Annotated in this window: 19 protein-coding genes; 17 read left to right on the forward strand and 2 right to left on the reverse strand. The window is 39.6% G+C overall.

Annotation, left to right across the window (positions count from 1 at the left end; genetic code table 11):
- Positions 1 to 15 precede the first annotated feature (15 nt).
- From PMAN_RS05035 to PMAN_RS05065, 7 genes are all read left to right on the forward strand, one after another.
- Positions 16 to 786: a DUF3450 domain-containing protein gene (locus tag PMAN_RS05035; RefSeq protein ID WP_010557582.1), complete on the forward strand. Its 771-nt coding sequence runs from the start codon at positions 16 to 18 to the stop codon at positions 784 to 786.
- Positions 787 to 792: 6 nt separating this feature from the next.
- Positions 793 to 2,157: a MotA/TolQ/ExbB proton channel family protein gene (locus PMAN_RS05040; protein WP_008131371.1), complete on the forward strand. Its 1,365-nt coding sequence runs from the start codon at positions 793 to 795 to the stop codon at positions 2,155 to 2,157.
- Positions 2,157 to 2,681: a MotA/TolQ/ExbB proton channel family protein gene (locus PMAN_RS05045; RefSeq protein ID WP_004588135.1), complete on the forward strand. Its 525-nt coding sequence runs from the start codon at positions 2,157 to 2,159 to the stop codon at positions 2,679 to 2,681. Before PMAN_RS05040 ends, PMAN_RS05045 begins: the two co-directional genes overlap by 1 nt.
- 14 nt (positions 2,682 to 2,695) lie before the next feature.
- Complete coding sequence (locus PMAN_RS05050) at positions 2,696 to 3,100, forward strand: ExbD/TolR family protein (protein WP_006792384.1); 405 nt, start codon at positions 2,696 to 2,698, stop codon at positions 3,098 to 3,100.
- The gene (locus tag PMAN_RS05055) at positions 3,100 to 3,711 is read left to right on the forward strand and encodes an energy transducer TonB (protein ID WP_010557583.1); all 612 of its coding nucleotides are present in this window, start codon (positions 3,100 to 3,102) and stop codon (positions 3,709 to 3,711) included. The genes PMAN_RS05050 and PMAN_RS05055 overlap by 1 nt, the downstream gene beginning before the upstream one ends.
- An 11-nt stretch (positions 3,712 to 3,722) precedes the next feature.
- On the forward strand, positions 3,723 to 4,982 hold the full coding sequence (locus tag PMAN_RS05060; RefSeq protein WP_010557584.1) for a tetratricopeptide repeat protein: 1,260 nt from the start codon (positions 3,723 to 3,725) through the stop codon (positions 4,980 to 4,982).
- A 61-nt stretch (positions 4,983 to 5,043) separates the two neighbouring features.
- Entirely contained in the window at positions 5,044 to 6,090 is a 1,047-nt protein-coding gene (locus PMAN_RS05065; protein ID WP_010557585.1) for a hypothetical protein, read from the forward strand.
- 318 nt (positions 6,091 to 6,408) lie between these two features.
- Here PMAN_RS05065 and PMAN_RS05070 read toward each other — a convergent pair whose 3' ends face one another.
- Both PMAN_RS05070 and PMAN_RS05075 read right to left on the reverse strand, forming a co-directional pair.
- Positions 6,409 to 6,750, reverse strand: coding sequence for a TraR/DksA C4-type zinc finger protein (locus tag PMAN_RS05070; RefSeq protein WP_010557586.1), 342 nt, complete (start codon positions 6,748 to 6,750; stop codon positions 6,409 to 6,411).
- 61 nt (positions 6,751 to 6,811) lie between these two features.
- Positions 6,812 to 7,792: a tRNA-dihydrouridine synthase gene (locus PMAN_RS05075; RefSeq protein ID WP_010557587.1), complete on the reverse strand. Its 981-nt coding sequence runs from the start codon at positions 7,790 to 7,792 to the stop codon at positions 6,812 to 6,814.
- 233 nt (positions 7,793 to 8,025) lie between these two features.
- Here PMAN_RS05075 and PMAN_RS05080 point away from each other — a divergent pair, with 233 nt between their 5' ends.
- The 10 genes from PMAN_RS05080 to PMAN_RS05120 all read left to right on the forward strand — a co-directional run bounded on the left by PMAN_RS05080 (position 8,026) and on the right by PMAN_RS05120 (position 17,421).
- Positions 8,026 to 8,511, forward strand: coding sequence for an HvfA family oxazolone/thioamide-modified RiPP metallophore (locus PMAN_RS05080; RefSeq protein WP_010557588.1), 486 nt, complete (start codon positions 8,026 to 8,028; stop codon positions 8,509 to 8,511).
- Positions 8,512 to 8,577: 66 nt separating this feature from the next.
- Positions 8,578 to 9,435, forward strand: a complete 858-nt coding sequence (locus tag PMAN_RS05085) for an HvfB family MNIO-type RiPP peptide maturase (protein ID WP_021032454.1) — start codon at positions 8,578 to 8,580, stop codon at positions 9,433 to 9,435.
- Positions 9,436 to 9,471: 36 nt separating this feature from the next.
- Positions 9,472 to 10,224, forward strand: coding sequence for an HvfC family RiPP maturation protein (locus PMAN_RS05090; protein WP_010557590.1), 753 nt, complete (start codon positions 9,472 to 9,474; stop codon positions 10,222 to 10,224).
- Positions 10,225 to 10,295: 71 nt separating this feature from the next.
- Positions 10,296 to 10,418: a hypothetical protein gene (locus PMAN_RS19210; RefSeq protein WP_008132255.1), complete on the forward strand. Its 123-nt coding sequence runs from the start codon at positions 10,296 to 10,298 to the stop codon at positions 10,416 to 10,418.
- 169 nt (positions 10,419 to 10,587) lie between these two features.
- Positions 10,588 to 11,133, forward strand: a complete 546-nt coding sequence (apt, locus tag PMAN_RS05095; protein WP_006792394.1) for an adenine phosphoribosyltransferase — start codon at positions 10,588 to 10,590, stop codon at positions 11,131 to 11,133.
- Between the two features lie 3 nt (positions 11,134 to 11,136).
- A complete protein-coding gene (gene dnaX / locus PMAN_RS05100) occupies positions 11,137 to 13,632 on the forward strand; it encodes a DNA polymerase III subunit gamma/tau (RefSeq protein ID WP_010557591.1) in 2,496 nt (831 codons plus the stop codon).
- A 59-nt stretch (positions 13,633 to 13,691) separates the two neighbouring features.
- A complete protein-coding gene (locus PMAN_RS05105; RefSeq protein WP_006792396.1) occupies positions 13,692 to 14,018 on the forward strand; it encodes a YbaB/EbfC family nucleoid-associated protein in 327 nt (108 codons plus the stop codon).
- A 6-nt stretch (positions 14,019 to 14,024) separates the two neighbouring features.
- On the forward strand, positions 14,025 to 14,633 hold the full coding sequence (recR, locus tag PMAN_RS05110; RefSeq protein ID WP_010557592.1) for a recombination mediator RecR: 609 nt from the start codon (positions 14,025 to 14,027) through the stop codon (positions 14,631 to 14,633).
- 173 nt (positions 14,634 to 14,806) lie between these two features.
- Positions 14,807 to 16,708: an MFS transporter gene (locus PMAN_RS05115; protein ID WP_010557593.1), complete on the forward strand. Its 1,902-nt coding sequence runs from the start codon at positions 14,807 to 14,809 to the stop codon at positions 16,706 to 16,708.
- A 5-nt stretch (positions 16,709 to 16,713) separates the two neighbouring features.
- Positions 16,714 to 17,421, forward strand: a complete 708-nt coding sequence (locus tag PMAN_RS05120; RefSeq protein WP_010557594.1) for an RluA family pseudouridine synthase — start codon at positions 16,714 to 16,716, stop codon at positions 17,419 to 17,421.
- Positions 17,422 to 17,454: the final 33 nt, after the last annotated feature.

The following is a 17,454-nucleotide window of genomic DNA, read 5'->3' on the forward strand; positions in this document are numbered from 1 at the left end:
AATTGGTTGGGAACTATGTCTGTTAAAATCAGAAAGAGTCTTGTAGCAACAGCGTTGGTTGGCGCTTTTGCATTTGCAAGCAGCAATGTGATTGCAGATCCTTTGAATGACGTGCAAAAAGCAGGTCAACAAATTCAAAAGGCTGCTGTTAAGTCTCAAACTAAAATTGACAATGTATATGGTCAAACTCAAGAGCTAATCGCTGAGTACCGTAGCATCGTTGATGAGACTGAACTTATGAAAGTGTATAACGATCACGTTGCACGTTTGGTCGCTGACCAAAATGCATCGATTGAGTCGTTCGATCGTCAAATTGCGACTATCGATAACACTAAACAAAACGTTGTGCCTTTGATGTATCGCATGATCGATACGCTTGAGCAATTCATCAAAGCGGACGTTCCATTTAATCTTGAAACGCGTCTAGGCCGTGTAGAAAGACTTCGTGACATCATGGCATCTGCCTCTGTTACTACGTCTGAAAAATTCCGTCAAGTTCTTGAAGCATACACAGTTGAAACAGCTTACAGCTCTGCAGTAACTGCTTCTCAAGGTACGCTTGAAATTGATGGCAAAAATATCAACGTAGATATCGGTCGTTTAGGTCGTATTACTTATGTTGCTCAGTCTTTTGACTTGAAACATGCTTGGGTGTGGGATAACAACACTAAACAGTGGAAAGAATTAGGTGAAGAATACCTAAAACCTGTTAAAGAAGTGATCCGCATGGCACGTAAGCAAGCGACACTAGAACTTGTTAAACTACCAATCTTTGGCGCGGAGTAATCAATAATGAAGAAACTATTTAAAGGTTTTGCTGTTGCAGCAGTACTATCTGTTTCTGCAGGTACCGCGCTTAACGCACACGCAAACACTGACGCTTTAGACAAAATTCTTGAGCAAGTTAAGCAAGAGCGTATCTCAGAAGGTAAGATCAATAAGCAACGTGAGCAAGAGTTCTTATCAGAACGTGCTGACAAGCAATCTTTACTTAATAAAGCTAAAAGCCAGCTAGCTGCTGAAAAAGCACGTGGTGAATCTTTAGCTAAGCAATACGCACAAAACGAAAACACTTTAGCGGAAAAAGAGCAAGCTCTTCAAAATGCTCAAGGTACTCTAGGTGAGATGTTTGGTGTTGTACGTCGTGCAGCGCAAGACGCTATCGGTTCTATCGAAGCATCTTTAGTAAGTGCTGAAAAGCCAGGTCGTGCTGAAGTACTTCGTTCATTAGCAGCAGCTAAAGAACTTCCAACAGTTCGTGAGTTAGAAGAGCTTTGGATTTCACTTCAAACAGAAATGACAGAATCAGCAAAAGTATCTACTTTTGAATCTGAAGTTGCTGGCCTTGACGGAAACACTGCGGTTAAGAAAATCACTCGTATTGGTAACTTTAACTTAGTTGCTGACGAAGGTTACTTAATCTACTCGCCAGAAACAAAGTCTATCCAGCCTTTAGGTAAACAACCTGATAGCTACATTTTAGATGGCATTTCAAACCTAGAAGCAACATCTTCTGATAGCTACGCGGGCGTTTACATTGACCCTACACGCGGCGCAATCTTACGTATTAATACGCAGAAGAAAACGCTAATGGAATACTACGAGCAAGGTGCTGAAGTTGGTTATATCATCACTGTACTACTTGCTGTAGGTCTATTAATCTTCTTAGTTCGTTTCATTGACTTAGCGCTTACTACTTCTAAGATCAAATCACAACTTAAGAACTTGTCTACACCGAATACAAACAACCCACTGGGTCGTATTCTTAAAGTGTACCATGACAACAAATCTCAAGATGTTGAAAACCTTGAACTTAAACTTGATGAAGCTATTTTACGTGAAACTCCACGTGTTGAAGCTGGTATCAACATCATCAAGATCCTTGCTGCTATCGCACCATTACTAGGTCTACTAGGTACAGTAATCGGTATGATTTTAACGTTCCAAACAATCACATTGTTCGGTACGGGCGATCCGAAGATCATGGCTGGTAACATCTCTCTAGCACTTGTAACTACAGCGTTAGGTCTAATTGCAGCACTACCACTTATTCTACTTCACTCTATTGTTGCAGGTCGTAGTAAGTCGGTATTACATATCCTTGATGAGCAAAGCGCTGGTATCATCGCTACTCACGCGGAGAAGGAGAAAGCCTAATGCTAGTCCTGATGGAGATATGGGAATCTATCAGGGATTTTGTTGGCACAGGCGGCCAGGTTTTATACGTGGTCGCGATAGCACTCTTTCTGATGTGGGTTTTAATGATTGAGCGCTATTGGTTCTTACTTGCAGAGTTTCCTCGTTTAACGAAGGATATTGTTGCTAAGTGGGATGCCCGCCAAGACACTACGTCTTGGTACGCACACAGAATCCGTGAAGCATGGATTTCTGAAGCGTCTGAAAAATTAGATCAGCGTATGTTGTTGATTAAAACATTAGTAGCTGTTTGTCCTTTAATAGGCTTACTTGGAACTGTAACGGGTATGATCGCGGTTTTTGAAACCATGGCAACCCAAGGTACTGGTAATGCACGTTTAATGGCATCAGGTATTTCAATGGCAACAATCCCAACAATGGCTGGAATGGTTGCGGCACTATCTGGAGTTTTCTTTAGCTCACGCCTTGAGGCAAGAGCGAGAATGGTGAAAGCCAAACTTGTAGATAGCATGCCTCATCACTAGAGAGAGAATTAAATATGGCACGTAAACAACGTTTTCGTGAAGAAGAAGAAGCAGCGGTAGATATGACACCAATGCTTGACATCGTATTTATCATGCTTATTTTCTTTATCGTAACTACATCGTTCGTTAAAGAGGCTGGTATCGAGGTCAATAAACCTAAAGCTGCCCAAGCTACGAAGCAAAAAAATGCAAACATTTTTATTGCTATACGCAGTGATGGCGCAATCTGGATTGATAAGCAGCAAGTTGACGTTGAACGTGTTTCAGCGAAAATTGAAAGCTTACTAGCAGAGCAACCTACTGACGTTGTAATTTTGCAAGCTGATAAAGAAGCAAAACACGGCACAGTGGTTAAAGTTATGGACCAGATTAAAGCAACGGGCGATAACCTAAGAATTTCAATAGCTGGAGATCAGTAATGATTCGTTTTCTGTTTTCACTGATTGCAGGTGGGGCAGTTACTTTCGGCTTGTTCTACTTCATGGCTTACCTCATCTCTGGTGGGGCTGACCGTAATACGGAACAAAAAGAGCAGATCATAGTCGAAATTATGACGAATCCGCCTGAATCTAAGGTGCAGGAGAGGAAGCGTGTACCGCCTCCACCTCCGCCACCGCCAAAGCAGCCGCCTAAACCGCAGCCGCCACAGCCGGATACTAATCCTAATCCAGGTGCAATGTCATTTAACATGCCAAGCATCGACGTAGGGAGTTCTGCTGGTGGACTAAGTGGTCCGGGTGCATTTGGACGAGATGGTGATGCGACACCTATCGTTCGTATTGAACCAAAATATCCAACGCAAGCAGCACGTGATGGTAAAGAAGGTTGGGTACAACTTTCGTTCACAATTGATGAGTTAGGTGGGGTTATTGACGTTGATGTAATCGACGCTGAGCCTAAACGTATCTTTGACCGTGAAGCTAAACGTGCACTTCGTAAGTGGAAATACCGTCCGAAAATTATTGACGGTAAGCCACAAAAACAAGTTGGTTTACAAGTTCAACTAGACTTTAAACTTAACCAAGGCTAAGGAGGCGAGTAATGAGAAATTTATCTAAAGTAACTGCTCTTGCAATTCTTATGTCTGTGTCAGGTGCAACTTTAAGTTCAACTGTATTAGCGGCGCCAGATTACGCAAAAATTGAAGAGCGTAAGAAAGCAAAAACTAAGATCATGGGCGAGCGTACTGGTAAAAAAGTAATTAAAGCATTTGACTTGTATAACGAAGAAAAAGTTGACGAAGCAATTGTATTGCTGAGAGAGATTGACCCTTCAGATGAGTTTGATAAAGCGACTGTAAATCGTTACTTAGGTAGCATGTACGCGCAGAAAGAAAACTACGCTGATGCAATCAAATACAGCAAGCTAGCAGTAGCGCCTGATATTTTGAACTTTGCAGACCATGAACAAACACTTAAGTTATTAGGTGATTTGTACGCGGGTACTGAGAAATACAAAGAAGCAAAAAAAGCATACACAGCTTGGATGGACTTCACAGGTGAGGAAGATCCAACTGTATATACTCGTATTGCGCAAGCTAACTTTCAGCTAGAGCAATTCAGTGATGTTTTTGAGCCTGCTAACAAAGCAATAGCTCTTCAAAAAGAGCCTAATAAAGGTCCTTACCAGCTTAAACTTGGCGCATACTTTGAAACTAAAGATTATGCAAACATGGTTAAAGTGGGTGAAGAAATTGTTAGAGTTTGGCCTGATGATAAAAAAGCTTGGGTTGGTTTAGGTAAATATTACCTACAAACCGAAGAATATCAGAAAGGTCTTGCAACAATGGAAGTGGCTTTCAAAAACGGTTACTTTGAAAACGAAGTTGAATACAAAGTACTTGCTAACTTTTACTCTTTAAATGAAATTCCTTACAAAGCAGCAGTAACGCTTGAAAAGGCAATTAAAGAAGACAAAGTTAAACGTACTAAGCAAAATGTCAACGCTGTTGCAAGTAACTATCATCGCTCTAAAGATATAGAGAAAGCTGCTAAGTATTATGAAGAAGCTGCTAAATTTGATGACGACGCTGAGCTTTACCGCAAAGCAGGTTCATTACTTTTACAATCTGAGAAATTCAGTGCTGCCGTTGTTCGCTTGAACAAGGCGTTAGAGCTTGGCTCTGACAAAAAAGGTACAATTTATTCAGATTTAGCTGAGGCGTATTACTACCAAGGCAAGTACAAGCAAGCTTATGCTGCTATTGTTAAAGCTATGGACGACCCACGCACACGTAAGTTTGCAAAAGGTTGGTCTACCTACATTAAAGATAAAGCCGCTCGCAACGGTGTTAAAATTTAATATTAGCTAACATTAGCAATTTTTAAAAAGCCCCTCTGGGGCTTTTTTTATTAGGATCACTATGTATAAAACGTTTTTTTTATCATTGTTATTGTGTTTAAATCTTGTTGGTTGTACTGATAAGAGTGATAGTTTTAGTTCTTTTGATGAGGCACGCAGCGCTTTAAAGTCTTTAAATACTGTGTTGATATTAGGTCAAGAATCAAACAATAAAAAAATTACAGAAGAAAACATTGTTTACTCGAACGAATATCTTGATAAACGTCATGCTATTTATCAGCAATTGATGACGATGAAGTTAACACCTAATCAAATTACCCAAGTTAATTATTTGGTTATTGCAGAACGATTTCCTGAGCGTTTTTTTCCTTGGCCAGCCCAAGTAGACGTTCTACATAATATGAGTTTATTTAACCGTTCAACTAGCACCGTTGAGCAAACTATTAGTTGGCTTAAATTTACACAAGCTAAGTTAGACATTGCAAAGCAAAGTAATCTAAAACTAAATAAGTTAGAGTATTCTTTACTACAGGGATATGTAGCGCAAGCTAATAAAAGTAAGGCTACACAAGGTGCAATTAAAAGCCACATCAGGGCTTTTTCTAACTATTTGGATAATTATAAGCCCAGAGGGAGTGTTGGTTTAAGAGGGCTTTCTAATGGTTCAGAGTGGTATCAGAGTAAACTCAATTATTATGGCAACGCGGTTAACTCGCCTTTAGAGTGGGTTGTTATTATTAACGAACAAATTAAAGCGCTTGAAAGTGCAGTTATTAATGTCAAATTTAAACAAAATCACACCAAATCATTTGTTGTGCAATATTTATCTAAAGAGCCATTGATTAATGGACTTGACTGGCAAACACATTACTTAGACTTGCCTGCTATGGCCAGCAATACAAAATTGTCTAATAAGGACAAGTTGCTCATGCTTACAATGATGGAAACAGATATAGGTATTCATTACCATGCATGGACGATTGAACAGGCTAAAGTTAATTTGTCAAAGCGTCTTAAAGTGTCAGAACAAACCGCGCAATATTTAGTTGAAGATATTATTCTTTATCCAGGTCAATCGTTTAGTTTTTGTGGTCAGATTTGTTATTAACCCAGGGGTTGTTTATTTGCCGAGGCTTATGGGAAGGCAAAGCCTCGATGTGTAGATACATGTTTTTTAATACGTAATTACGCAGAGTATATTCTAACATACCCTGTTATTTTTTTGAGTTCCGGCCGGGGCAGTTTATGTTTAGCTGCCTCTAGTCAATATAGGTAATGGGCATGAGTAATGAGAAGGGTGCAGGGGGTTTGCTCTGTTTTTACTTGTCTACTGGCTCAAAAACTCCGCACCTCAGTTAAACCAATTTCAAAACTAATATGTTTTCAGGCATTAGCTATAGAAACTTATAACTAAGACTTTATAAAGTTAGTTAGATCCCCGCTTAATTGCGCATTTTGTACAGCGCTGTGTTGCAGGGTCTTTTTGAAGTAATGCGGTTGCAATTTTTTCTTCACAATCACAACAATAGCCGTATTGACCTATGTCAATTTGACTCACTGCGGCCTCTAACATAGTCATACGATTAATTAAGTTGGCATACTCAGGGCCGAGCCTTTTTGCAGCAAGATCTAACCATTCATTATTTGCTGTATGCTTTAATGTGGTGATCAAGCCTTGATGGGCGGGGTGGGGCGATTTAGAAAGCATAACAAGTATGTTTGATTTAACTTGTGTTAGTTCATCATGTAAGCGCTTTTGTTGGTTCATTATCAGTATAACCCTTTTACATTAACTGCTCGTTATACTGATATTATCTAATTGCTTTTAATTATCTGTCATGATTTGAATCAAGTTGTGGTGCTTTTGCATATTTTTTTAAAACGGCAGATACGTCTTCTTTGGTTTTTAACCTACGAATTTCATCAAACAATGTTATTGCTTGCGGATATTGACGCTTTAAATAACCTAGCCATTGCTTAGTTCTAGATGCAAAATATTTTTCATCTTTAGCTGGGTCATGATGAATAGCTGAGTGTATTAAGTGATAAAGAACATGCTCCCATTCTAAACCCTCGTAGTACTCATTGTTGACATGCGCCTTTATTTTTTTTGCTAAATCAGGATGAGATAGGGCGCCTCTGCCAAGCATTAAGTCACTGCAACCGCTTCTTTTTTGGCATAGCATCGCATCTTCAACTTGCCATATTTCACCATTAGCAACTACATCAATATTTTTACCTTTTATTATAGGAGGTATCTTTTCCCAATATGCAGGCGGGTTGTATCCATCGCGCTTTGTTCTTGCATGAATTGCTACGCTATTAGCGCCCGCACTTACAACCGCATCAATAATTTCTTGGCTGTTACTGTCGTCATCAAATCCTAAACGTATTTTTGCACTGACTTCATGTTTTGAATCTACCGCATCTCTAACCGCTTTAATTATGGTATACATATGCTCGGGATCTTTAAGCAAAACGGCACCACCGCGGCTACGGTTAACTGTTTTCGCAGGACACCCAAAATTAAGGTCAACACCATGGGAACCCAAATCAATCGCTCTCACTGCGTTTTCAGCTAATGGATTAGCTTCTTGCCCAAGCAATTGTATACGCACCGGCGTGCCTGCTCGGGTATAGCCATTATTATTTAGTTCAGGGCAGTATCGATAAAATACTTTTTCAGGTAAACGTGCTTGAACAACTCTTACAAATTCGGTCACGCATAAATCAAACCCGCCAAGGTCAGTTAGTAATTGGCGCATTTTAAAATCTACAACACCTTCCATAGGTGCTAAAACAAGTTTCATAAAGCGATTATATTATTAAAAATAAGGTCGCTAGTTTACCTGTAAATTGCATATTGATAAATCTGTAATTGTTACTCATAGTTAAAGTGAGAGCGCAGGGGGCAAATTTTTTCGATTAAATAAAAATAAAATGAAAGTTTTTATTTCATCACAGGTCTACTTAAACATACACGCAATTTAAAACGATATTTACATTGCAATGACTTACACATTGAGTATAGAGAGTAAAGATAATGAATACAGTAAAAAATAATACAATCGCATTAACGTTAGGTGCAGTCGTCGTGGGTTCTGCGAGTTTAGTATCTGCTGATGTACAAGCAAACCCGTTTGAATTTCAGCAGCTTGTTTCAGGTTATCAATTAGATGCTGCCGAAGGCAAGTGCGGTGAAGGCAAATGTGGCGGTGACGCAAAAGGTAAAAAAGAAGGCAAGTGTGGCGAAGGTAAATGTGGCGGCGACGCAAAAGGTAAAAAAGAAGGCAAGTGCGGCGAAGGTAAATGTGGCGGCGACGCAAAAGGTAAAAAAGAAGGCAAGTGCGGCGAAGGTAAATGTGGCGGCGATGCAAAAGGTAAAAAAGAAGGCAAGTGCGGCGAAGGCAAATGTGGCGGCGATGCAAAAGGTAAAAAAGAAGGCAAGTGCGGCGAAGGCAAATGTGGCGGCGACGCAAAAGGTAAAAAAGAAGGCAAGTGCGGCGAAGGTAAATGTGGTGGCCGTTAATTTCTTAATTTAATTAAGTTATGCTAAAGGGCCACGGGCCCTTTTTTGTTAATAGTAGAGGCAGTTATGACACAAATGCACAGTTCGGAATTTGGAATGGTTGGCTTAGGTTTGCGCCGTGAAATGCTAGATGAGTTATTAGAACACGTTCCAAAGCAAATTGATTTTTTAGAAGTTGCGCCTGAAAATTGGTTAAAACTGGGCGGCCGATTTAAAAAGCAGTTTAAAACATTAACCGATGCTAATAATTTTGTATGTCATGGCTTGTCTTTATCAATAGGTTCGCCAGAGCCGCTTGATATTGAATTTATTAAATCGCTAAAAGTCTTTTTTGATCAGCACAACATTAAAATGTTTAGTGAGCATTTGAGTTATTGCTCTGGTCAAGGCCATATGTATGATTTAATGCCCATCCCTTTTACCAAAGAGGCAATAGCGCACGTTGTCCCCCGAATTAAGCAAGTTCAAGATATTCTTGAACGACCTGTTGCGATGGAAAATGTATCTTACTACGGTGCGCCAGGCCAAGAGTTAACTGAACTCGAATTTACTACTGAAATTTTAGAGCAAGCAGATTGTAAATTGTTGCTTGATGTAAATAATATTTATGTTAATTCTATAAACCATGGTTATGACGCAAATACTTTCTTAGCTGGCTTACCTACAAAACGTATCGCTTATGGGCATGTTGCGGGACATTATAATGAGGCTAATGATTTGATAGTCGATACTCATGGCGCCGATGTTATTGATCCAGTTTGGGAGTTACTTGATAAAGCTTATAAGATACATGGCGTATTTCCAACGCTTCTTGAGCGAGATTTTAATATTCCAGAGATAAATGTACTCACTAAAGAGCTTGATATTATTATTCAGTTGCAACAAAAGTATCTAAATCCTGAGCTTTCAAAACAACGAGCTTAAAGTTAACGCGAATCACACAGTAATGAGTATCAAGCTATGAGCTTTATAGATGTTCAAAATGAATTTATGGCGCACATACGTGAGCCAAAAAAAAATAAAAAGCCAACTGATATTGAAGATAGACGCATGGCTATATATCGCGACTTATTCTTTAATAACATAGAGGGATTCATTTCTTCTGGTTATCCAGTGTTAAAAACGCTTTATAGTGACAAACAATGGAACAAATTGATTAGGCAGTTTTTTAGTGAATATAATTGTCAATCACCATACTTTTTAGATATAGCAGGGGAATTTATTAATTACTTATCCAGTAGTTATGAAATGAAAAGCTATGATCCTGCTTTTATGTTAGAACTTGCGCATTATGAATGGATAGAGCTTGACGTTTCAATAGCAAACGAAGACCCCAATGAGAGAAAACTACAACAAACAGCGTTAACTAAAAGTCCATTATTTCTATCAAGCGTAGCGAGAAATTTGAGTTATCAATATCCAGTGCAAACTATAAGTGACCAGGTCCGGCCAAAAGAACCATCGACTGTACCTAACTATTTTGTTGTTTATAGAGATGAAGAAGATGAAGTACAGTTTTTAGCAACTAATGCAATGACGGCTTTATTACTCTCTATCATTGAAAGCGTTGAAGGCATTACATTTGATAATCTATGCCAACAGGTGATTATGCAGGCTCCTCAGTTTAACGAAGAGCAAATAACACAAGGGGCCCTTGTGACACTCAATGCGCTGATTGAACGCGGTGTAATAGTGACAAAAAATCAAGATTAAGGCCTTTATTGATGTTTTTACATCGTCTATCATGGCAGCCTTATTTATCGTGCTTAATAAAAGGTTGTACCATGTCAGATGATAAAGATTTTAAAGATCCGTTTAACGCTACTTATTTTATTGCTTTTCTAGCGGTATTTGCAGGTATTGGTTGTTTAAATGCAATTTTAGGTTGGATCACCAGCTTAACCTAAAACGTATTTATAGTTTAAGGCTGTTGTCAGCATCAGCCTTAATGCTTTGCTTTTCTATCCTCTATAACTGTTCAATATTTTCGTTAAAGTCACAGCAAACTCGCAATTAAAGTTCACTTAAGGTTATAATCACCTGCTTTGTAATATCAACCATTGAGCAGTAAAACTTATGACTCAAGTAACACCAGCAATTATTAAAAACAGCATTGCAACAATTGCTGATTATCCTAAAGCGGGCATTATGTTTCGCGATGTAACTACATTAATGGCCAACCCTGAAGCGTTCAAGGCTACTATTGATGCGTTTATAACCGAATATAAAGACCAAGGTTTTACAAAAATTATTGGCACAGAATCACGTGGCTTTATTTTTGGTGCGCCTTTATCTTATGCTTTAGGTATTCCTTTTATTCCAGTGCGTAAGCCTGGCAAATTACCGCGCGAAGTTATTCGCCAAGATTACCTATTAGAATACGGTGAAGACACGCTAGAACTTCATGTTGATGCAATTGTACCCGGTGATAAGGTACTCCTTGTTGATGACCTTCTAGCAACTGGCGGTACTATTGAAGCGACTGCTAAACTAGTTAATAAGTTAGGCGGTGAGGCTACTGATGCAGCATTTGTTGTATCATTGCCTGAATTAGGTGGCGAACAACGCATTGAAAAAATGGGTATCAAAATCTTAAAGTTGGTTGAATTCGAAGGCGAATAATCGATGAGTTATCAGGTTCTAGCGAGAAAATGGCGTCCACAAACCTTTCATGAATTGGTTGGGCAGTCTCATGTTAAACAAGCGCTTGTTAATGCGCTTACACAAAATAGACTGCACCACGCGTATTTATTCACTGGAACCCGAGGTGTTGGTAAAACAACTATTGCGCGTATTTTTGCAAAAAGCTTAAATTGCGACGAAGGTATTTCGGCATCTCCTTGTGGGCAATGTAGCAGCTGTACAGATATTGAAGCAGGGCGCTACATTGACTTGCTAGAAATTGATGCTGCCTCTCGTACTAAAGTAGAAGATACGCGTGAAATACTTGATAACGTTCAATACGCACCTACGCGCGGGCGTTACAAAGTATACCTAATAGATGAAGTTCACATGCTTTCAAAGCATAGTTTTAATGCGCTTTTAAAAACGCTTGAAGAACCGCCAGAGCATGTGAAATTTTTACTCGCAACCACCGATCCCCAAAAGTTACCCGTTACTATTTTATCGCGATGTTTACAGTTTAATTTAAACGCCTTATCGCAAAGTGAAATTAAAACACAGCTTCAACACGTTTTGACGCAAGAGCAACTGCGCTTTGATAACGATGCACTTAGCGTTATTGCAAAAGCTGCAGATGGCAGTATGCGCGATGCGCTTAGCTTAACCGATCAAGCTATAGCACAAACGAATGGTGATATTAATAATCAAGCGGTTCAAGCTATGCTTGGTTTAATGGATACACACTACAGCCAAAGTTTATTAGCAGCATTACTAAGTCAAGATGGCGCTGCGCTCATGAGCGAAATAGCAAATGTAGCGAGCAAAAACCCAAATTATATAGCTTTACTTGATGATTTAATTTCATTAACGCACTTAACCCAGCTTACCCAATTAGTGCCTCAAGCTGCTGGGCTTGATGAGACCAATGCAGATTACATAAAGCATGTTGCAGAACACACAAGTGCACAGCAAGTGCAGGTTTATTACCAGTTACTTTTAAACGGTAAAAAAGATTTACAATGGGCCCCTGAGCCACGTTTAGGGTTCGAAATGATTTTGCTGAGGTTACTTGCATTTCAGCCTGCAGGAAACGAAAATCAGCAGGACGAGATAAGCACGCCTCAATTGCCGGCACGTAACACTGAAAGCCGAGCCAATGCACTGCGCGATATTTTAAGTAAAAATAAGCCTGAAAGTACTAATAACGCTGCTAATCATAGCGACACAAACATTGTACAGCAACCAGCTGAAAAATCGATTATAAGTGCAGAACAGCATGAGCAAGTAACCCCCACGGCTACTGACACGCCTGTTGATTCTGCTCACGTAGAGCATTTACAGGTTGAAAACGAAGAGGCTCAAACTGAAACGAGCCAAAATACACCTGCGAAGCAAATAAGTGATGAGCAAGCACAGCGTAACAGCGAAAATGAAGCGTACATGCAGCACAATGATGTAGAGCAAACATTAGCTGCACAATTCGATGATGTAATGAGTAGCGCGCTAGATCAAGGCTTTAATCCTCAAGCTCAAAGTACATCGCAACAGGCTGAATCTCCAAGCGCTCCAGTCTCTTTGGATGCACCTTCACTGCATGATAAAGAGTCTCAGGCACAATCGGCCATTGCACGCATCTTACGTGACAGAAATATATCAGGTTCAGGCAGGTTATCGGGTAATAATATAGCTCAGCCGCCAGTGTCTGAAAAACCTGAAACTGCTAATAATGAGCAAAATAACAGGCTGGTTGGTTCGCCAATTGCAGAGCAAAGTGAAGCCACTAATAAAGATATACACACTCATTCTGAAAACGCAGAACACCCTCAAACGGCTTCTGTGCAATCTACTAACCCACCGCCGTGGGATGACTACAATACAGGCGAGCATGAAAAAAAGTCTGAGCTCCCTGTTAGCGGGAGCCAAGCAAAACGCCCCAGTGTAGTCGCTACAAAAGCACAAAAAGTTGATTTTAAAGCTAAGCATCAAACAATCACTGAAAATTTAGCGCCTGAGTTACTAGAACAAATTAATCCTCAAAGTGTGCCTGCTCCAGCTCCACAAGAGGAAAGTATTCCGGTTCCAGATGATTTTCAAAGCCCAATAAGTGAAATAAAGTTTGCTCATCAGCAAGACGAGTGGGCTTATTTGATAAAACGTATGGGGCTGGGTGGACGAATGCGCCAATTTGCGCTGCATTCAATTTTTACGAAGCAGGGAAGTAACTTACATATAGATGTTGATGAATCGCAAAAACACCTAGATACGCCAATGCTTCGTCAAAAACTTGATGCCGCATTATCGAGTATTTACGATCACAATGTGTCGCTGAGTATAAAATTTGCTCAAGGGGTTATCGATTCGCCTTATTTAATTCAACAAAAAATAGATGCAGGGCGCCATCAGCAAGCAATAGATGTGATCACAAGTGACGAAAACATAGTACAATTTCAACAGTTATTTAGCGCCGAAATTGACGAAAACAGTATTCAGGCATTGTAATTACATACAATCGCCCTTATCTTCATGACAATTAAAGATTAAAAGAAAGAGAGAAAATTATGTTTAAAGGTGGAATGGGTAACATGATGAAGCAAGCGCAGCAAATGCAAGAGCGCATGCAAAAAGCCCAAGACGAAATTGCAACAATGGAAGTTGTTGGTGAAGCAGGTGCAGGCTTAGTTAAAGTAACCATGCTTGGTAACCACAATGTTCGTCGCGTAGAGCTTGATGAAAGCCTTATGGAAGACGACAAAGACATGATTGAAGACTTACTTGCAGCGGCATGTAACGATGCTGTGCGCCGTGTAGCTGAAGAAACGCAAGAACGAATGAGCAAAGTAACTGGCGGTATGCAATTACCACCAGGTATGAAAATGCCGTTTTAACAAACAATGCAACTTTCAGATAGTTTAAATCAGCTTATTGAAGCATTGCGGTGTCAACCGGGTATTGGCCCAAAGTCTGCACAGCGTATTGCATTCCATTTGCTTGAACGTGATCGCAAAGGTGGTACACAACTAGGTAGCGCGCTTACTAAGGCAATGACAGCAATAGGTCATTGCCAAACGTGCCGAACTTTTTGTGAGCAACCTCAGTGTGACATTTGCTTGAGCACAAAACGCCAAGACAGCGGTAAGTTATGTGTTGTTGAGTCGCCTACTGATGTACTTGCCATTGAGCAAACGGGTCAGTATTTAGGTTTATATTTTGTCCTTATGGGGCATTTATCACCCATTGATGGTATTGGCCCTAAAGAAATAGGCTTAGATGTTTTAGAGCAAAAACTTTCTCAAGGCGGCATTAACGAAGTAATACTAGCAACTAATCCTAGTGTTGAGGGTGAGACGACTGCGCATTATATTGCCCAGCTTTGCCACAAAAATAATGTGGGCGCCTCGCGAATAGCGCACGGTATTCCGGTTGGAGGCGAACTTGATTTAGTTGATGGTAGAACCCTAATGCATGCATTTAGTGGTCGCCGCGTGGTTACACAAGAATAGTTCATTAAAGCGACTGTTTGAAAAGATATGTAAAAGCCTACGTAATTAATTTATGTAGGCTTTTTTGTTTTTAAGGTAAGCTAGCTAAAAATAGTATGCAGTTAATTTGACGGCTAAGTAATCAAAGCCCTTTTTGAGATAGGTTTATTTAGAGTTAAAACGTAAGGATCACAATGAAAACGCATTCAACAAATCAAAGCGGCTTACTTAATAGTAAGCGATTTTTACCTTTGTTTATTACCCAGTTTTTTTCTGCCGTTAACGATAATGTCTATAAGCAGTCGGTGCTTATTTTACTGGTTTTTCAAGCTGCAACATTGGCCGATGGTGCGCTCTATTCAAACATAGCAGCAGGCTTATTTATTTTACCGTTTTTTTTATTTTCGGGTATGGCAGGGCAGCTTGCTGAGAAAACAGAAAAATCAAAATTAATCAGGTTTGTAAAACTTTGCGAAATTCCTATTATGGTTGTAGGGGCACTATCTATTTATACCCAGTCTATTTGGCTTATGCTCACCACTATATTTTTCATGGGGTTTCAAAGTACATTTTTTGGTCCGTTAAAATATTCTATTTTACCGCAGCACGTTGCCCCGAACGAATTAACAAAAGCGAATGGGTTAGTTGAATCGGGTACCTTTGTTGCCATTTTACTAGGGACTATTTTTGGGACTTATTACATTACGCAAAACGTAGGCCCCGAAATTATTAGCATTGCAGTACTCGTGCTCGCAGTATTAGGTTATGTGAGTAGCCGCTTTATACCAATAAGTGCAGCGAATGAACCTAATTTAGCGTTTACCTACAATATTTATACATCTACAAAAAATGTGTTTTCAGCACTTAATTCGCAAACAGAGTCTGTTGGAAAATCAGTCTTAGGTATAAGCTGGTTTTGGTTAATAGGCGCCATTGTGCTAACTACATTACCAAACTATGTTAAGCACGTAATGGGCGGTAACGAATTAGTAGTAACCAGTGCGCTGGTGGTATTTTCGTTAAGTATTGCTATTGGTTCTTTATTATGTGAAAAGCTTTCGCGTTCGCGTATTGAGTTAGGCATTGTGCCCTTTGGTGCCATCTTAATTACCCTATTTTTATACTTGCTCAGTACAGAGCCCGCTATTTTAAGTTATGGTGTGCAAATCGATGAACTATTAACCTTAAAGCAGGTATTAAATACTGGCGATATGCGCTGGCACTTTGTGTGGATGGCCGGTATTGGTATAGCATCAGGTTTTTATACTGTTCCTTTGTATGCTTTGATACAACAAAGAACAGAAGAGGCGTGTCGGTCTCGTGTTATTGCCGCTAACAACGTACTTAATGCACTGTTTATGGTGTGCAGTGCCATTTTAAGTATTGTGACATTGTCTATTTTAGAGTGGAGTATCTCAGAATTATTGCTTTTACTTGCAGGGTTAAACTTACTGATTTCATTGTATATTTATACCAAAGTACCTGAGTTTTTCTTGCGTTTTATTATCTATATTTTAGCTATTTGCATGTATCGCGTGAAAACCAGAGGCGAAATAAATATACCAGAGGAAGGTGCAGCGGTTATCGTTGCCAATCATGTCAGCTTTGTTGATTGGATGTTTATTTTAGCAGCGTCACCAAGACCAATTCGTTTCATGGTTTTTGCGCCAATTTATTATTCTCCTGCTCTGCACTGGTTATTTAAAATGGCTAAAGCAATACCGATTGATAGCGAAAAAGCAAACCCTGAAGCTTTTAAAAAGGCGTTTGACGATGTTGCAGAGGCACTTGAACGCGGCGAGCTTGTAGGTATTTTCCCTGAGGGTAAATTAACAGGTGATGGCTGTGTTGATATGTTTAGAAGAGGTATAGAGAGAATAATTGAGCGAACGCCTGTTGCTGTTGTGCCTGTGCATTTAGGTGGGCTTTGGGGCAGTATGTTTAGCCGAAAAACAAAGTGGCAATTACCTCGTTTAAAATGGTCGCTAGTCTCTGTATCTGTTGGTGAGCCTGTTGCGGCAAATAAAGCAAAAGCGGATAATCTGCGTCAACGAGTGTTAGATTTAAAACTACTTTACTCTAAAGATAATGATTAATAGGCATGAAAAGCAGCCAATCAAACCCTATTGTCGATAATTTTATAGCGCCAAAATGCAAAGATACATTTAGTATTTTGTATCAAGATAACGATATTTTAGTCATTAATAAACCCAGCGGGTTGCTGAGTTTATCAGGGAAAAATTCAGAAAACTGGGACTCAGTACATTATCGTCTAGTAAATGGGCAAAAAGGGTTAACGCCGGCCTTTTTAAAGGCTAAATTAGTTCATCGATTAGATTTAGGCACATCGGGAATAATGCTTGTAAGCCTAAACGATGTGAGCTCAAAACATTTAAATAAGCAGTTTCAATTACGTAGTGTAAAAAAGCATTATGTAGCAGTGCTGCAGGGGTGTATAAGCGAAGATAGAGGGCAAATTGATGCGCCCATTGCTAAAGACACACAGTTATTTCCGCGAGTAAAAATTTGTAAACTAGAGGGGAAGCCAGCTGTTACCGAGTTTAACGTTATTAAGCGCCTTGCTAACCCTGTTAGAACTTATGTACGCTTTTCTCCTTTGACTGGGCGTACTCATCAGCTACGCATACATAGTTATTTTATAGGCCACCCTATTTTAGGGTGCGACCTGTATAAGAATGCACAAAGTGAAAAGCTATCAAAACGTCTACAGTTGCATGCAAGCGATCTGTTTTTTGAACATCCCACTACAAATCAAGCAATTCACATCCATTGCCCAAGCCCATTTTAGTGTGAATTAACATTACATTTTTTAATTTTTTCC

It is taken from the genome of Pseudoalteromonas marina, from assembly GCF_000238335.3.
In the GTDB taxonomy this organism is placed as follows: domain Bacteria; phylum Pseudomonadota; class Gammaproteobacteria; order Enterobacterales; family Alteromonadaceae; genus Pseudoalteromonas; species Pseudoalteromonas marina.

Coding starts and splice junctions, on each gene's coding strand:
- PMAN_RS05035 (WP_010557582.1), top strand. CDS start 16: ATGTCTGTTAAAATCAGAAAGAGTCTTGTAGCAACAGCGTTGGTTGGC.
- PMAN_RS05040 (WP_008131371.1), top strand. CDS start 793: ATGAAGAAACTATTTAAAGGTTTTGCTGTTGCAGCAGTACTATCTGTT.
- PMAN_RS05045 (WP_004588135.1), top strand. CDS start 2,157: ATGCTAGTCCTGATGGAGATATGGGAATCTATCAGGGATTTTGTTGGC.
- PMAN_RS05050 (WP_006792384.1), top strand. CDS start 2,696: ATGGCACGTAAACAACGTTTTCGTGAAGAAGAAGAAGCAGCGGTAGAT.
- PMAN_RS05055 (WP_010557583.1), top strand. CDS start 3,100: ATGATTCGTTTTCTGTTTTCACTGATTGCAGGTGGGGCAGTTACTTTC.
- PMAN_RS05060 (WP_010557584.1), top strand. CDS start 3,723: ATGAGAAATTTATCTAAAGTAACTGCTCTTGCAATTCTTATGTCTGTG.
- PMAN_RS05065 (WP_010557585.1), top strand. CDS start 5,044: ATGTATAAAACGTTTTTTTTATCATTGTTATTGTGTTTAAATCTTGTT.
- PMAN_RS05070 (WP_010557586.1), bottom strand. CDS start 6,750: ATGAACCAACAAAAGCGCTTACATGATGAACTAACACAAGTTAAATCA.
- PMAN_RS05075 (WP_010557587.1), bottom strand. CDS start 7,792: ATGAAACTTGTTTTAGCACCTATGGAAGGTGTTGTAGATTTTAAAATG.
- PMAN_RS05080 (WP_010557588.1), top strand. CDS start 8,026: ATGAATACAGTAAAAAATAATACAATCGCATTAACGTTAGGTGCAGTC.
- PMAN_RS05085 (WP_021032454.1), top strand. CDS start 8,578: ATGACACAAATGCACAGTTCGGAATTTGGAATGGTTGGCTTAGGTTTG.
- PMAN_RS05090 (WP_010557590.1), top strand. CDS start 9,472: ATGAGCTTTATAGATGTTCAAAATGAATTTATGGCGCACATACGTGAG.
- PMAN_RS19210 (WP_008132255.1), top strand. CDS start 10,296: ATGTCAGATGATAAAGATTTTAAAGATCCGTTTAACGCTACTTATTTT.
- apt (WP_006792394.1), top strand. CDS start 10,588: ATGACTCAAGTAACACCAGCAATTATTAAAAACAGCATTGCAACAATT.
- dnaX (WP_010557591.1), top strand. CDS start 11,137: ATGAGTTATCAGGTTCTAGCGAGAAAATGGCGTCCACAAACCTTTCAT.
- PMAN_RS05105 (WP_006792396.1), top strand. CDS start 13,692: ATGTTTAAAGGTGGAATGGGTAACATGATGAAGCAAGCGCAGCAAATG.
- recR (WP_010557592.1), top strand. CDS start 14,025: ATGCAACTTTCAGATAGTTTAAATCAGCTTATTGAAGCATTGCGGTGT.
- PMAN_RS05115 (WP_010557593.1), top strand. CDS start 14,807: ATGAAAACGCATTCAACAAATCAAAGCGGCTTACTTAATAGTAAGCGA.
- PMAN_RS05120 (WP_010557594.1), top strand. CDS start 16,714: ATGAAAAGCAGCCAATCAAACCCTATTGTCGATAATTTTATAGCGCCA.